The organism is Enterobacter sp. RIT418 (assembly GCF_003057745.1).
In the GTDB taxonomy this organism is placed as follows: Bacteria; Pseudomonadota; Gammaproteobacteria; order Enterobacterales; family Enterobacteriaceae; genus Enterobacter.
Genome location: NZ_QBJD02000004.1, coordinates 196,708 through 212,355 on the forward strand (window position 1 = coordinate 196,708; position 15,648 = coordinate 212,355).

At 57.6% G+C, this 15,648-nt stretch carries 15 protein-coding genes; 14 read left to right on the plus strand and 1 reads right to left on the minus strand.

The window, feature by feature from the left end:
• Nucleotides 1–128 precede the first annotated feature (128 nt).
• A complete protein-coding gene (fabB, locus tag DBY73_RS06280) occupies nucleotides 129–1,346 on the plus strand; it encodes a beta-ketoacyl-ACP synthase I (protein ID WP_112010327.1) in 1,218 nt (405 codons plus the stop codon).
• Nucleotides 1,347–1,411: 65 nt separating this feature from the next.
• Entirely contained in the window at nucleotides 1,412–2,590 is a 1,179-nt protein-coding gene (locus tag DBY73_RS06285; protein ID WP_112010328.1) for an MFS transporter, read from the plus strand.
• 72 nt (nucleotides 2,591–2,662) lie between these two features.
• On the opposite strand, the gene flk is transcribed toward DBY73_RS06285, so the two are convergent.
• Nucleotides 2,663–3,667: a flagella biosynthesis regulator Flk gene (gene flk / locus DBY73_RS06290; protein WP_112010329.1), complete on the minus strand. Its 1,005-nt coding sequence runs from the start codon at nucleotides 3,665–3,667 to the stop codon at nucleotides 2,663–2,665.
• A 112-nt stretch (nucleotides 3,668–3,779) separates the two neighbouring features.
• Here flk and pdxB point away from each other — a divergent pair, with 112 nt between their 5' ends.
• The 12 genes from pdxB (at nucleotide 3,780) to hisJ (ending at nucleotide 15,614) form a co-directional block, all read left to right on the plus strand.
• Nucleotides 3,780–4,916 carry a 4-phosphoerythronate dehydrogenase PdxB gene (pdxB, locus tag DBY73_RS06295; RefSeq protein ID WP_112010330.1) on the plus strand — a complete coding sequence of 379 codons (1,137 nt, stop codon included), beginning with the start codon at nucleotides 3,780–3,782 and terminating at the stop codon, nucleotides 4,914–4,916.
• Between the two features lie 67 nt (nucleotides 4,917–4,983).
• Nucleotides 4,984–5,997: an aspartate-semialdehyde dehydrogenase gene (locus DBY73_RS06300; RefSeq protein WP_112010331.1), complete on the plus strand. Its 1,014-nt coding sequence runs from the start codon at nucleotides 4,984–4,986 to the stop codon at nucleotides 5,995–5,997.
• Nucleotides 5,997–6,809: a tRNA pseudouridine(38-40) synthase TruA gene (truA, locus tag DBY73_RS06305; RefSeq protein WP_112010332.1), complete on the plus strand. Its 813-nt coding sequence runs from the start codon at nucleotides 5,997–5,999 to the stop codon at nucleotides 6,807–6,809. The genes DBY73_RS06300 and truA overlap by 1 nt, the downstream gene beginning before the upstream one ends.
• Nucleotides 6,810–6,837: 28 nt before the next feature.
• A complete protein-coding gene (locus DBY73_RS06310; protein ID WP_112010333.1) occupies nucleotides 6,838–7,497 on the plus strand; it encodes a DedA family protein in 660 nt (219 codons plus the stop codon).
• 154 nt (nucleotides 7,498–7,651) lie between these two features.
• The gene (gene accD / locus DBY73_RS06315; RefSeq protein ID WP_112010334.1) at nucleotides 7,652–8,557 is read left to right on the plus strand and encodes an acetyl-CoA carboxylase, carboxyltransferase subunit beta; all 906 of its coding nucleotides are present in this window, start codon (nucleotides 7,652–7,654) and stop codon (nucleotides 8,555–8,557) included.
• 69 nt (nucleotides 8,558–8,626) lie between these two features.
• Complete coding sequence (gene folC / locus DBY73_RS06320; protein ID WP_112010335.1) at nucleotides 8,627–9,895, plus strand: bifunctional tetrahydrofolate synthase/dihydrofolate synthase; 1,269 nt, start codon at nucleotides 8,627–8,629, stop codon at nucleotides 9,893–9,895.
• Complete coding sequence (gene dedD, locus DBY73_RS06325; RefSeq protein WP_112010336.1) at nucleotides 9,885–10,577, plus strand: cell division protein DedD; 693 nt, start codon at nucleotides 9,885–9,887, stop codon at nucleotides 10,575–10,577. The genes folC and dedD overlap by 11 nt, the downstream gene beginning before the upstream one ends.
• A 254-nt stretch (nucleotides 10,578–10,831) precedes the next feature.
• Entirely contained in the window at nucleotides 10,832–11,320 is a 489-nt protein-coding gene (gene cvpA / locus DBY73_RS06330) for a colicin V production protein (protein ID WP_045327894.1), read from the plus strand.
• A gap of 36 nt (nucleotides 11,321–11,356) precedes the next feature.
• Nucleotides 11,357–12,874 carry an amidophosphoribosyltransferase gene (gene purF / locus DBY73_RS06335; protein ID WP_112010337.1) on the plus strand — a complete coding sequence of 506 codons (1,518 nt, stop codon included), beginning with the start codon at nucleotides 11,357–11,359 and terminating at the stop codon, nucleotides 12,872–12,874.
• A gap of 88 nt (nucleotides 12,875–12,962) precedes the next feature.
• Complete coding sequence (locus DBY73_RS06340; RefSeq protein ID WP_112010338.1) at nucleotides 12,963–13,532, plus strand: UbiX family flavin prenyltransferase; 570 nt, start codon at nucleotides 12,963–12,965, stop codon at nucleotides 13,530–13,532.
• 290 nt (nucleotides 13,533–13,822) lie between these two features.
• A complete protein-coding gene (argT, locus tag DBY73_RS06345) occupies nucleotides 13,823–14,605 on the plus strand; it encodes a lysine/arginine/ornithine ABC transporter substrate-binding protein ArgT (RefSeq protein ID WP_112010339.1) in 783 nt (260 codons plus the stop codon).
• 226 nt (nucleotides 14,606–14,831) lie between these two features.
• Nucleotides 14,832–15,614, plus strand: a complete 783-nt coding sequence (gene hisJ / locus DBY73_RS06350; RefSeq protein ID WP_003861421.1) for a histidine ABC transporter substrate-binding protein HisJ — start codon at nucleotides 14,832–14,834, stop codon at nucleotides 15,612–15,614.
• Nucleotides 15,615–15,648: the final 34 nt, after the last annotated feature.

Consider the following 15,648-nt stretch of genomic DNA (forward strand, 5'->3'; position numbering starts at 1 on the left):
GATCTTAACGATGTGGGCGCATTGGTGCAAATTTCCGCAGAAAATGGCTGATCGGACTTGTTCGGCGTACAAGTGTACGCTATTGTGCGACTCGAAACTTACTATAGTGCGACTGACAGAGGTATTGAATGAAACGTGCAGTGATTACTGGCCTGGGCATCGTTTCCAGCATCGGTAATAACCAGCAGGAAGTCCTGGCATCTCTGCGTGAAGGACGCTCCGGGATCACTTTCTCTGAAGAGTTTAAAGATTCTGGAATGCGTAGCCACGTATGGGGTAACGTCAAACTGGACACCACCGGTTTGATTGACCGTAAAGTGGTTCGTTTCATGAACGATGCCTCTATCTACGCCTATCTTTCAATGCAGGAAGCGATCAAAGATTCCGGCCTGAGCGAAGAGACGTATCAGAACAACCCGCGCGTTGGCCTGATTGCCGGTTCCGGCGGTTCGTCTAAAGCACAGGTATTCGGTGCTGACGCGATGCGCAGCCCGCGCGGCCTGAAAGCCGTTGGTCCTTACGTTGTGACCAAAGCGATGGGTTCTGCGGTGTCTGCCTGCCTGGCAACCCCGTTCAAAATTCACGGCGTAAACTACTCCATCAGCTCTGCCTGCGCGACGTCCGCACACTGCATTGGTAATGCGGTAGAGCAGATCCAGCTGGGCAAACAGGACATCGTATTTGCTGGCGGCGGCGAAGAGCTGGGCTGGGAAATGGCCTGTGAGTTCGACGCAATGGGCGCGTTGTCCACCAAGTACAACGAAACGCCTGAAAAAGCCTCCCGTACCTATGACGCGCACCGCGATGGTTTCATCATCGCAGGCGGCGGCGGTATGGTTGTGGTTGAAGAGCTGGAGCATGCTCTGGCGCGCGGTGCGCACATCTACGCTGAAATCGTCGGCTACGGCGCGACTTCCGACGGCGCAGACATGGTTGCACCATCCGGCGAAGGCGCGGTGCGCTGCATGAAGATGGCGATGCACGGCGTTGACACGCCAATCGACTACCTGAACTCCCACGGCACTTCTACTCCGGTAGGCGACGTGAAAGAGCTGGGTGCGATCCGCGAAGTGTTCGGCGACAACAGCCCGGCTATCTCCGCGACCAAAGCGATGACCGGCCACTCTCTGGGCGCGGCTGGCGTTCAGGAAGCGATCTACTCCCTGCTGATGCTGGAAAACGGCTTTATCGCCCCAAGCATCAACATCGACGAGATGGACGAGCAGGCGGCTGGCCTGAACATCGTGACTAAACCAACGGAAGCGACGCTGACCACCGTGATGTCCAACAGCTTCGGCTTCGGCGGCACTAACGCCACGCTGGTGATGCGCAAGCTGAAAGCATAAGTTTTTGAATGTATAGTAGAAGGGAGCCTGAGGGCTCCCTTTTTTATGCTTATTCGGAGCTACGCATGACGGTTGTTACCCCTGCAGAGAAGGCATCCTCTGCGAATGTTTCGCTGTTTCGCATCGCTTTCGCGGTGTTCCTGACCTACATGACCGTGGGCCTGCCGCTGCCGGTTATTCCGCTTTTCGTGCACCAGGAGCTTGGCTATGGCAACACGATGGTCGGCATTGCCGTGGGCATTCAATTTTTAGCCACCGTCTTGACCCGCGGCTACGCCGGACGCCTGGCGGATCAGCACGGCGCGAAGCGCTCGGCGCTGCAGGGGATGTTTGCCTGCGGGCTGGCGGGCGGGGCGTGGCTGCTCGCGGCACTGCTTCCCGTCGAGCCAATGTACAAATTTGCGCTGCTGGTGGTTGGGCGCCTGATCCTCGGCTTTGGCGAAAGCCAGCTGCTGACCGGCACGCTGACGTGGGGCATGGGGCTGGTGGGCCCGTCCCGTTCGGGCAAAGTGATGTCGTGGAACGGGATGGCGATTTACGGCGCGCTGGCGGCCGGTGCGCCGCTTGGGCTGCTGATCCACAGCCAGTTTGGCTTCGCCGCGCTCGCGGGAACGACCATGGTGCTGCCGCTGGTGGCCTGGGCGTTTAACGGCACGGTGCGTAAAGTGCCTGCGCACAAGGGTGAACGTCCCTCCCTCTGGAGCGTCGTCGGACAGATCTGGCAGCCGGGGCTTGGCCTGGCGCTGCAGGGCGTCGGGTTTGCGGTCATCGGCACGTTTGTCTCGCTGTACTTCATGAGCCGGGGATGGGCCATGGCCGGCTTTACGCTCACGGCCTTTGGCGGCGCGTTTGTGCTGATGCGCGTCCTGTTCGGCTGGATGCCAGATCGCTTTGGCGGCGTGAAGGTGGCGGTGGCATCGCTGGTCATCGAAACTATCGGGCTGGTGCTGCTCTGGCAGGCACCCGTAGCGTCCGTTGCGCTGCTGGGCGCGGCGCTAACCGGCTGCGGCTGTTCCCTGATCTTCCCGGCGCTGGGCGTTGAGGTGGTGAAGCGCGTTGCCCCGCAGGTGCGCGGCACGGCGCTCGGCGGCTACGCGGCGTTTCAGGATATCTCCTACGGCGTGACCGGGCCGCTGGCGGGGCTATTAGCCACGTCGTTTGGCTATCCGTCGGTATTCCTGGCGGGGGCGGTTTCTGCGGTAGTCGGGATCGTGGTAACGCTGGTGGCGTTTCGCCGGGCGTAGCCCTTGTTGACCGGTGGCGCTGCGCTTACCGTGCCATCGCAGGCCGGGTAAGGCGCAGCCGCCCGGCGGTTGTTAAGCCACCAGCCAGAAAATCGCGAGCGCAATCATCAGCGCAATAAACATCAGCCCCGGGCGGGCCGACATATTTTTGACCGTTTCCACGATCGGCGCGAACAGCGGGCTGTATATCGGCTGAATGTTGCGTGGCTCCGGCACGCCCGCTTCGCGCTCGGCGCGGCGAACAAAAATCTGGTTGAGCAGATCCTGCACCTGCGAGGTGGTCAGCACCGACTGAGGGGTAACCTGCCATGTCTGCTGGGCATAATCGCGAATGGCGTCGAACTCGCGCGGCTCCAGCGGCTGCTTGAGCGCGGCCTGGAGCGTGTTCAGCGTTGGGGCGCTCTGCGTGCTAAGCGTCTGGCGCGCCTGTAGCCAGGTGACCAGATGAGTAAACTGTTTCGCCGGAATTAATTCTCCCGCCTTCACGCCGGACAGCTCCAGCATGGATTGCCAGATAAGCTTTGTTGACTCGCCTGTGGCGGCGGCAAGCTTGCTCACCATCTGGTTTAGCGTGTTATGTTCCGCCGGCTGCAGCGGGCGCTCCGTGGCCGGGCGCTGCTGCGGCTGAGGAATCGAAAGCTGGTTGCTTTGTAGCAGGGTCAGTACGGTTTTCAGCTGTTCAGGGGTCAGCTGGCTTAGCGCGGTTTGGCCAAACTGCTGGCGAATAAAATCGCTCACGGCCTGGCGGTTATTCCCCTGGCCTAGCAGCTCGGTCAGCTGGGACATAATCTGGCGCGTGTTATGGTTAAGCTGCGCCGTACTCAGACGCTGATTCAGGTTTTGCTCGGCTGCAGGGAAGTGGCGCGACTGCAGGGGCGCATCGTTCCGGAGCCCCAGGTCATGCTTCATTCCGGCCCAGACTTCCGCATTTTGCTGTGAGGTCAGGGCGATCAGGCGGGTGATCAGTCGCTCGAGCACGGTGCGCTGCTGCGTGGAGAGCGGCTGGTCACCTGCGACGTTGGGCGTTACGGAGCCTTCACCCGGAGGGCGAGGCGGCGTACCTGAAATGGGCTGCATCGTCAAAAATCCTTAAAGTCATACTCGGCGTAAACCCGGCTTAGTGATATGCCTGGCTGCGAGATTATGGCACACTTGGCAGGTTTACTTCCTCTCAAACAGGTACTCAGACGTGAAAATCCTCGTTGATGAAAATATGCCTTACGCCCGCGAGCTGTTTAGCCGCCTGGGTGAGGTGAAGGCTGTCCCCGGTCGCCCGATTCCGGTTAGTGAACTTGACGATGCAGACGCGCTGATGGTGCGCTCGGTGACCAGGGTAAATGAGGCGCTGCTCGCCGGTAAAGCGATCAAGTTTGTCGGCACCGCCACGGCCGGGACCGATCATGTGGATGATAAATGGCTCGAGCAGGCGGGTATTGGCTTCTCGGCCGCCCCGGGCTGTAACGCGATTGCCGTTGTGGAATATGTCTTTTCCTCTCTGCTGATGCTGGCCGAGCGCGACGGGTTTGCGCTTAAAGACCGCACGGTCGGTATCGTCGGCGTCGGCAACGTGGGCGGACGTCTGCAAAAACGTCTTGAAGCCCTGGGGATCCGCACGCTGCTGTGCGATCCGCCGCGCAAGGATAATGGCGACGCGGGTGATTTCCGCACGCTGGACGAGCTGGTCGCGCAGTGCGATGTCCTGACCTTCCACACGCCGCTGTTTAAGGATGGCCCCTATAAGTCACTTCATCTTGCCGATGAAGCGCTGATCCGCCGCCTGAAGCCCGGCACGATTTTAATCAACGCCTGCCGCGGCCCGGTGGTGGATAACGCCGCGCTGCTGAAATGTCTGGAAGCGGGGCAAGAGCTGAGCGTGGTGCTGGACGTGTGGGAGCCGGAGCCGGATCTGAACGTCGCGCTGCTTGAGAGGGTTGATGTTGGTACGGCGCATATCGCTGGTTATACCCTGGAAGGGAAAGCGCGCGGCACCACCCAGGTCTTTGAAGCCTATAGCGCGTTTATCGGCCACCCGCAGCAGGTTGCGCTCGACACCCTGCTGCCGGCCCCCGAGTTTGGCCGCATAACCCTGCACGGGCCGCTCGATCAGGCAACGCTGAAAAGGCTGGTACATTTGGTGTATGATGTGCGCCGCGATGACGCGCTGCTGCGTAAAGCGGCGGGTATTCCGGGTGAGTTTGATAAGCTGCGTAAGCACTATCTTGAACGCCGCGAATGGTCTTCCCTGTATGTGATGTGCGATGACGCAACGACAGCGACGCTGCTGCACAAGCTGGGGTTTAACGCCGTTCATCATCCGGCACGTTAATGTCTTCTTAACGCTCCCTGTTGGATACTCCGACAGGGACGCTTTTTTATTTCTGGAGTAAACCACCATGTCTGAAGGCTGGAACATTGCCATTTTAGGTGCCACGGGCGCCGTGGGTGAAGCCCTGCTCGAAACCCTTGCCGAGCGTCAGTTCCCGGTGGGCGAGATTTACGCGCTGGCGCGCACCGACAGCGCGGGTGAACACCTGCGTTTTGCGGGCAAATCCGTCATGGTTCAGGATGCGGCCGAGTTCGACTGGACGCAGGCGCAGCTGGCGTTCTTTGCGGCGGGCGCTGAAGCCACCGCGTCCTATGTTGAAGAGGCCACCAACGCGGGCTGTCTGGTCATCGACCTGAGTGGCCTGTTCTCCCTGGAGCCGGACGTTCCGCTGGTGGTGCCGGACGTCAACCCGTTCGTGCTGGCCGACTACCGCAACCGCAATATCATTGCCGTACCGAACAGCCTCACCAGCCAGCTTCTGACCGCCCTGAAGCCGCTGATCGTCGACGGCGGCCTGTCGCGCATCACCGTTACCAGCCTGCTGTCCGCGTCCGCGAACGGCAAAAAGGCCGTTGACGCGCTGGCAGGGCAGAGCGCGAAGCTGCTCAACGGCATTCCGATTGACGAAGACGATTTCTTTGGCCGCCAGCTGGCGTTCAACATGCTGCCGCTGCTGCCCGACCGCGAAGGCTCCGTGCGTGAAGAGCGTCGGATTGTCGATGAAGCGCGCAAGATCATGCAGGATGACGGCCTGATGATTTCCGCTAACTGCGTACAGTCTCCGGTGTTTTATGGTCACGCGCAGATGGTGGGCTTTGAGGCCCTGCGACCGCTGGCCGCAGAAGAGGCGCGCGATGCGTTTGGCCGCGGCGAAGACATCGTGCTCTCTGAAGAGAGCGAGTTCCCGACGCAGGTTGGCGATGCAACCGGCAGCGCGCACCTCTCCGTTGGCTGCGTGCGTAACGACTACGGCATGCCGGAGCAGGTTCAGTTCTGGTCGGTTGCCGATAACGTTCGCTTTGGCGGCGCGCTGATGGCCGTCAAAATTGCCGAGAGGCTGGTGCAGGAGTATTTGTACTGATGTCCGAGGTGCAATTAAAGCCGGTCCATAAAATTGCCCTCGGCATTGAGTACGATGGCAGTAAGTATTATGGCTGGCAGCGTCAGAACGAGGTGCGCAGCGTCCAGGAAAAGCTGGAAAAAGCGCTCACTCAGGTGGCGAACGAACCCATAAGCGTCTTCTGCGCCGGGCGCACGGACGCTGGCGTTCACGGGACGGGGCAGGTGGTGCATTTTGAAACCACAGCCGTTCGCAAGGACGCCGCGTGGACGCTGGGCGTAAATGCGAATTTGCCTGGTGACATCGCGGTGCGTTGGGTGAAAGATGTGCCCGATGATTTTCACGCGCGCTTTAGCGCCACCGCGCGCCGTTACCGCTATATCATCTATAACCAGCGCCTTCGCCCGGCGATCCTCGGGCAGGGCGTGACGCACTTCTACGAGCCGCTGGATGCGGAACGTATGCAGCGCGCGGCGCAGTGCCTGATTGGAGAGAATGACTTTACGTCGTTTCGTGCGGTGCAGTGCCAGTCCCGCACGCCGTGGCGTAACGTTATGCACATAAACGTCAGTCGTTTTGGCGCGTATGTGGTGGTGGATATCAAAGCCAATGCCTTTGTACATCATATGGTGCGGAATATTGTAGGCAGCCTGATGGAAGTGGGTGCCGGACACCAGCCGGAGAGCTGGATTGCAGACCTGCTGGCGGCGAAGGACAGAACGCTTGCGGCAGCCACGGCGAAAGCAGAAGGACTGTATCTGGTTGCGGTTGACTATCCGGAACGGTTTGACCTGCCAAAACCGCCAATGGGCCCGCTGTTTTTAGCGGACTAAACAACGGTGCAATTAAGGCTTAAACAATATGGACGTAATACGTTTTCTGATTGATTTCATTCTGCATATTGATGTTCACCTGGCGGAACTGGTCGCGCAGTACGGCGTCTGGGTTTACGCTATTCTGTTCCTCATTCTGTTCTGTGAAACCGGTCTGGTCGTTACCCCATTCCTGCCGGGGGACTCCTTGCTGTTTGTGGCGGGTGCGTTATCGGCACTACCGACCAATGATTTGAACGTGCATCTGATGGTGGTGTTGATGGTGATTGCCGCGATTATCGGCGATGCCGTCAACTATACCATTGGCCGGGTGTTCGGTGAGCGTTTGTTCAGTAATCCGGATTCGAAAATTTTCCGTCGCAGCTATTTAGATAAAACCCATGCGTTTTATGAACGTCATGGCGGAAAAACCATTATCCTTGCGCGCTTTGTGCCTATTGTGCGCACATTTGCACCGTTTGTGGCGGGAATGGGGCACATGTCCTATCGTCATTTTGCGATGTATAACGTCGTGGGTGCGCTGCTGTGGGTGCTGTTGTTTACCTATGCAGGCTACCTGTTTGGCGACTTGCCGGTGGTTCAGGAAAACCTTAAGTTACTGATTGTAGCGATTATTGTGCTTTCCGTACTGCCTGGCGTTATCGAAATTATTCGTCACAGGCGCGCGGCAGCAAAACAAGCGAAGTAAATGCACGCTGGCGGTTCGACCACTTTTTTATCCAAAGTTTCGGGCTGTTATGTTTTAATGTGCAACATTCATGGTCTGTTGGAGGCAAAAATGGCATTATTCGCCTCTTACAGCAAAACTGGCATACGACCAGGTTCAGGCAGAAAGGTTATCAATGAGCTGGATTGAACGAATTAAAAGCAACATTACCCCAACGCGTAAAGCGAGCATTCCTGAAGGGGTATGGACGAAGTGTGATAGCTGCGGCCAGGTTCTGTATCGCGCAGAGCTGGAGCGCAATCTTGAGGTGTGTCCGAAGTGTGACCACCATATGCGTATGTCGGCGCGCAACCGCCTGCATAGCCTGCTGGACGAAGGTTCTCTGGTAGAACTGGGCAGCGAGCTTGAGCCAAAAGACGTGCTGAAGTTCCGCGACTCCAAAAAATACAAAGATCGTCTGGCCTCTGCTCAGAAAGAGACCGGCGAGAAAGACGCGCTGGTCGTCATGAAAGGCACCCTGCACGAGATGCCGGTGGTCGCCGCCGCATTCGAGTTCTCCTTTATGGGCGGCTCGATGGGCTCCGTAGTCGGTGCGCGTTTCGTGCGTGCCGTTGAGCAGGCGCTGGAAGACAACTGCCCGCTGATCTGCTTCTCCGCCTCCGGCGGCGCGCGTATGCAGGAAGCGCTGATGTCCCTGATGCAGATGGCGAAAACCTCTGCTGCGCTGGCGAAAATGCAGGAGCGCGGTCTGCCGTACATTTCCGTGCTGACCGACCCAACCATGGGCGGCGTTTCTGCAAGCTTCGCGATGCTGGGCGATCTTAACGTCGCTGAGCCGAAAGCGCTAATTGGCTTTGCCGGTCCTCGCGTTATCGAACAGACCGTACGTGAAAAGCTGCCGCCGGGCTTCCAGCGCAGTGAGTTCCTCATTGAAAAAGGCGCTATCGATATGATCGTTCGCCGTCCGGAAATGCGCCTGAAGCTGGCAAGCATCCTGGCGAAGCTGATGAATCTGCCGTCGCCTCAGCCTGATGAGCCGCGTGAAGGCGTGGTTGTACCGCATCAGGAACCCGAGGCCTGATAACTGAAAAGGGCAGGGCCGGTTGGCGCTGCCCTTTTGCTTTCTAACCGTTAATGACAGCCGGGCATTATGGAAAATAAAAGCATTCCACAAGCCACGTCGCCCCTGGCCGCGTGGCTTTCTTATCTGGAAAACCTGCACAGTAAAACCATCGACATGGGGCTTGAGCGCGTCAGCCAGGTCGCCGCGCGTCTGGACGTGCTGAAGCCTGCGCCATTCGTCTTCACCGTCGCCGGCACTAACGGCAAAGGCACCACCTGCCGCACGCTGGAATCCATGCTCATGGCGGCAGGCTACAGGATCGGGGTTTACAGTTCTCCGCACCTGGTACGCTATACCGAGCGCGTGCGCGTGCAGAACGCCGAGCTGGCGGAGTCGGCGCATACGGCGTCGTTTGCTGAAATCGAAGCCGCGCGCGGAGATATTTCGTTAACGTACTTTGAGTACAGCACCCTTTCCGCGCTGTGGCTGTTTAAGCAGGCGCAGCTGGACGTGGTGATTCTGGAAGTGGGGCTGGGCGGGCGTCTGGATGCCACCAATATGGTGGATGCGGACGTGGCCGTGGTGACCAGCATTGCGCTTGACCACACCGACTGGCTTGGGCCGGACCGTGAAAGCATTGGCCGCGAGAAGGCGGGGATCTTCCGCGTCGGTAAGCCTGCCGTGGTCGGCGAGCCGGATATGCCGTATACCATTGCCGATGTGGCCCTCGAAAAGGGCGCGCGGCTGCTGCGCCGCGACGTTGACTGGCAGTTTGAGGTTCAGGACAGCGGGTGGCGTTTCAGCGATGCGCAGGGCGTGCTGGAAAACCTGCCGCTGCCGCAGGTTCCTCAGCCTAACGCAGCCACCGCGCTGGCGGCGCTGCGCGCAAGCCGATTAAAGGTCAGCGAGCAGGCCATTCATGAAGGCATTCAAAATGCGCTCCTGCCGGGCCGTTTCCAGACGGTGAGCGAATCACCGCGGCTCATTCTCGACGTCGCGCACAACCCGCACGCGGCGGCCTATCTCGCGGGACGTCTCAAATCACTGCCAAAAACCGGGCGCGTGCTGGCGGTTATCGGTATGCTTCATGATAAAGACATTGGCGGCACGCTGGCCTGCATGGAGAGTGTGGTCGATAGCTGGTATTGTGCTCCTCTGGAGGGGCCGCGCGGCGCCACGGCAGAACAGCTGATGGAACATCTCGGTAAAGGCGCTATCTTTGAGAGCGTGGCCCAGGCGTGGCGTGCCGCGATGGCGGATGCGAAACCAGAAGATACCGTGCTGGTGTGTGGGTCGTTCCACACCGTGGCACATGTCATGGAAGTGATGGAGGCGGGGAGAACCGGTGGCAAGTAAGTTTCAGAACCGTTTAACAGGCACGATTGTCCTGGTGGCGCTGGGGGTGATTATCCTCCCGGGGCTGCTCGACGGGCAGAAAAAGCATTATCAGGACGAGTTTGCGGCCATTCCGCTGGTGCCAAAGCCGGGGGATCGTGACGAGCCCGATATGCTTCCGGCCGCAACGCAGGCGCTTCCTGCACAGCCGCCGGAAGGGGCTGCTGAAGAGGTACGCGCGGGCGATGCCGCTGCGCCGTCGCTCGATCCGTCGCGCCTGGCAGCGAGCAGCAGTAACGATATCGATCCGGTTCCGGTTGAACAGTATAAGCCGGTTGAAAAACCGAAGCCGGTAGAGAAGCCTCAGCCGAAACCGCAGCGTGATAATACGGCCGAGCGGCTTGCAGCGGCATCCGAGACGCCGCCTGCAAAACCGGCTCAGCAGGACGTCGCGCCGACGGGCAAAGCCTACGTCGTGCAGCTTGGCGCGCTGAAGAACGCCGACAAGGTCAACGAGCTGGTCGGCAAGCTTCGCAGCGCGGGATACCGCGTTTACACTTCACCTTCGACGCCTGTGCAGGGTAAAATCACCCGCATTCTGGTGGGGCCTGAGGCATCGAAAGATAAGCTGAAAGGCTCGCTGGGCGAGCTGAAGCAGATCTCCGGCCTGAGCGGCGTGGTGATGAACTACAGCGCGAACTAATAAGATCTCTTCCCCTCACCCCGGCCCTCTCCCCAAAGGGGAGAGGGTGAAAATCGCACCGAGCGCGCGTGTAACATACTGCATCGTACAGTTCCCTCTCCCCTCTGGGGAGAGGGTTAGGGTGAGGGGCGTTGAGCATTTTTTCAGCGCCTTTTTTATTTACGCGTGGGAAGGAAATCCCTACGCAAACGTTTTCTTTTTCTGTTAGAATGCGCCCCGAACTGGATGACAGGGCGTAAAATCGTGGGACATATATGGTCTGGATTGATTACGCCATCATTGCGGTGATTGGTTTTTCCTGTCTGGTAAGCCTGATCCGTGGCTTTGTACGTGAAGCGTTATCGCTGGTGACATGGGGTTGTGCTTTCTTTGTTGCCAGTCATTACTACACTTACCTGTCTGTCTGGTTCACGGGCTTTGAAGATGAACTGGTCCGAAATGGAATTGCTATCGCGGTGCTGTTTATCGCAACGCTGATAGTCGGCGCTATCGTGAATTTCGTGATAGGTCAGCTGGTCGAGAAAACCGGTCTGTCAGGAACGGACAGGGTACTCGGGATCTGTTTTGGAGCGCTGCGAGGCGTGCTGATTGTAGCCGCGATACTGTTCTTCCTTGATACCTTTACCGGTTTCTCAAAAAGTGAAGACTGGCAAAAATCGCAGCTCATTCCAGAGTTCAGCTTCATCATCAGGTGGTTCTTTGACTATCTGCAAAGCTCGTCGAGTTTCTTGCCCAGAGCGTAATGCGCTCTGAGATGTGGCTTAACGAGGAAAAGACGAATGTGCGGTATTGTCGGTATCGCCGGTTTCATGCCGGTTAACCAGTCGATTTATGACGCGTTATCGGTGCTTCAGCACCGAGGGCAGGATGCTGCGGGTATCATCACCATTGATGCAAACAACTGCTTCCGTTTACGTAAGGCGAACGGCCTGGTAAACGATGTGTTTGAAGCCCGCCATATGCAGCGTCTGCAAGGTAATATGGGGATCGGTCACGTTCGTTATCCTACTGCTGGCAGCTCCAGCGCCTCTGAGGCTCAGCCTTTCTACGTCAACTCTCCGTATGGCATCACGCTTGCCCACAATGGCAACCTGACCAACGCCCACGAGCTGCGCAGAAAGCTGTTCGAAGAGAAACGTCGCCACATTAACACCACCTCTGATTCTGAAATCCTGCTCAATATCTTCGCCAGCGAGCTGGATAACTTCCGCCACTATCCGCTGGAAGCCGACAACATTTTTGCTGCGGTTGCCGCAACCAATCGTCAAATCCGCGGCGCCTACGCCTGCGTGGCGATGATTATCGGCCACGGCATGGTCGCCTTCCGCGATCCGAACGGTATTCGTCCTTTGGTGCTCGGCAAGCGCGATCTTGGCGACGGGCGCACGGAGTACATGGTTGCCTCTGAAAGCGTGGCGCTGGATACCCTCGGCTTTGAATTTTTGCGCGACGTCGCGCCGGGCGAAGCGGTCTACATTACTGAAAAGGGCCAGCTGTTTACCCGCCAATGTGCCGACAACCCGGTCAGCAACCCGTGCCTGTTCGAATACGTCTACTTTGCGCGCCCTGACTCGTTTATCGACAAAATCTCCGTCTACAGCGCCCGCGTGAACATGGGCACGAAGCTCGGCGAGAAGATTGCCCGCGAGTGGGACGACCTGGATATCGACGTCGTGATTCCTATCCCGGAAACCTCCTGCGATATCGCGCTGGAGATTGCCCGCATTCTGGATAAACCGTACCGCCAGGGCTTCGTGAAAAACCGCTACGTTGGCCGCACCTTCATCATGCCGGGTCAGCAGCTTCGCCGTAAGTCCGTGCGCCGCAAGCTGAACGCCAACCGCGCCGAATTCCGCGATAAGAACGTCCTGCTGGTGGATGACTCCATCGTGCGCGGCACCACCTCCGAGCAGATTATCGAGATGGCGCGCGAAGCCGGGGCGAAGAAAGTGTACCTCGCGTCAGCGGCACCGGAAATTCGCTTCCCGAACGTCTACGGTATCGATATGCCGACCGCGAACGAGCTGATTGCGCACGGCCGCGAAGTGGACGAAATCTGCCAGATCATCGGCGCTGACGGCCTGATTTTCCAGGATCTGAACGATCTGATTGACGCGGTGCGCGCCGAAAACCCGGATATTCAGCAGTTTGAATGCTCGGTGTTTAACGGCGTTTACGTGACCAAAGACGTTGACCAGCAGTATCTCGACTATCTGGATTCGCTGCGCAACGACGACGCGAAAGCCGTCCAGCTGCAGAACGATCTGGAAAGCTTAGAGATGCACAACGAAGGCTAAGGCCTGTGCAGGTGAGGGCGGGCGCCCTCACTTGCAACTCCGCACAAAATCCTGCACAGTCAGCCCTGTAATCAGCAAGGGCGAAATCATGAAAAGACTTATTGTAGGGATCAGCGGTGCCAGCGGCGCGATTTACGGCGTCCGGCTGCTTCAGGTGCTGCGTGATGTTAAAGACGTGGAAACCCATCTGGTGATGAGCCAGGCGGCGCGCCAAACCCTCTCCCTTGAAACCGACTACTCCCTGCGCGACGTTCAGGCGCTGGCCGACGTGGTGCACGATGCCCGCGATATCGCCGCCAGCATCTCCTCGGGCTCGTTTAAAACGGCCGGAATGGCGATCCTGCCCTGTTCAATCAAAACGCTCTCGGGCATCGTAAACAGCTATACCGACTCGCTGGTGACGCGCGCAGCGGACGTTGTGCTTAAAGAGCGTCGCCCGCTTGTGCTGTGCGTGCGCGAGACGCCGCTGCACCTTGGGCACCTGCGCTTAATGACCCAGGCCGCCGAGCTTGGCGCGGTGATGATGCCGCCGGTACCGGCGTTCTACCATCGTCCTCAGACGCTGGGTGACGTGATAAACCAGACCGTTAACCGCGTGCTGGATCAGTTTGATATAGACCTGCCTGAAGATCTCTTTACGCGCTGGCAGGGGGCATAGGGTGTTGCACAAGCAGAGTGCATGAAAAGCCAACGTGCCCTGCTATGGGGCAAAACTGCAACCGCGATCATATCCTCGACATTTAATTCGTTTTTTCCCTTTATCCCTCTCCGGTTCGTTCGGCAGACCTGCTATCTTTCACCATTAAGGCAATATCGCAACGTTTTATTAACATATTTAACGTCTGTTTTTTTATCCGACGAAGATATGGCATAAGACCTGCAAGACAGCCCTGCAACACAACACACAACACAAACCATAATAAAATCACGGTTCTTGAGGGTAAATGTATGAAGAAGACGGTTCTGGCTCTGTCTTTGCTCGTGGGGTTAAGTGCGGCAGCAGGCAGTTATGCAGCGCTTCCACAGACGGTACGTATCGGTACGGACGCGACCTACGCGCCTTTCTCGTCTAAAGATGCAAAAGGGGAGTTCGTTGGGTTTGATATCGATCTCGGAAATGAGATGTGCAAACGTATGCAGGTGAAATGCACGTGGGTGGGCAGCGACTTTGACGCATTGATCCCGTCGCTGAAGGCCAAGAAGATTGATGCCATTATCTCCTCTCTCTCCATCACCGAAAAACGTCAGCAGGAGATCGCCTTCTCTGACAAACTCTACGCGGCGGACTCGCGCCTGATCGCGGCAAAAGGTTCACCAATTAAGCCAACCATCGACTCGCTGAAGGGCAAGCACGTGGGCGTGCTTCAGGGCTCAACCCAGGAAGGCTATGCCAACGCGAACTGGCGTGAGAAGGGCGTAGACGTTGTTCCTTATCAGAACCAGGATCTGATTTATTCTGACCTCACTGCCGGACGCCTCGACGCGGCGTTACAGGATGAAGTGGCCGCAAGCGAAGGCTTCCTGAAGCAGCCGGCGGGCAAAGAGTACGCCTTTGCAGGTCCGTCAGTTAAGGATAAAAAGTACTTTGGTGACGGCACCGGTATTGGCCTGCGTAAAGACGATGCGGAGCTGAAAGCGGCCTTCGACAAAGCCTTTACCGAACTGCGCAAAGACGGGACTTACGACAAACTGGCGAAAAAATATTTCGACTTCAACGTCTACGGTGACTAACGTTTCGACGCAATGCCCCGTTATGGTGCATTGAGGGCTTAAGCGATCCAATATGGTGCGAAGCGTGCACCGTATTGGATCGCAGCGTGCATAGTTAAGCACTAATAATGCAAAAAATTCCGGATGAAAGGCATTATCCTTTGCCTGTCGGAGGGAATTAATGGCACATTAACAGCACCCCGTCGTCGTAAAAAATCCGTATAAAGACAGTTTGTTGAGGATAGATATGAAAAAACTGGTGTTGTCTCTTTCTCTGGTTCTGGCTTTTTCCAGCGCCACCGCGGCTTTTGCAGCAATTCCGCAAAAAATTCGTATTGGTACCGACCCAACTTATGCCCCGTTCGAATCGAAGAATGCGAAAGGCGAGCTGGTCGGTTTTGATATCGATCTCGCCAACGAGCTGTGCAAACGCATCAAAGCGCAATGTACCTACGTCGAGAACCCGCTGGACGCGCTCATCCCGTCGCTGAAAGCCAAAAAAATCGACGTCATTATGTCCTCCCTTTCCATCACCGAAAAACGCCAGCAGGAGATTGCCTTTACCGACAAACTCTATGCGGCCGATTCACGCCTGGTCGTGGCGAAGTCCTCTGACATCCAGCCAACCCTTGAATCGCTTAAAGGCAAGCGCGTGGGCGTCCTGCAGGGCACCACCCAGGAAACCTACGGCAACGAGCACTGGGCGCCGAAAGGGATTGAAATCGTCTCTTATCAGGGCCAGGAAAACATTTACGCTGACCTGACGGCGGGCCGCATTGATGCCGCGTTCCAGGACGAAGTCGCCGCGAGCGAAGGCTTCCTGAAACAGCCGGTCGGTAAAGACTACAAGTTTGGCGGTCCGTCCATTAAGGACGAGAAGCTCTTCGGCGTTGGTACCGGCATGGGCCTGCGTAAAGAAGACAACGAGCTGCGCGAAGCGCTGAACAAGGCGTTTGCAGAGATGCGCGCGGACGGCACATACGACAAGCTGGCGAAAAAGTATTTTGATTTCAACGTTTACGGCGGCTAACCGCCCCGTCAAATAACGTGCGGCCCCTCCCCTA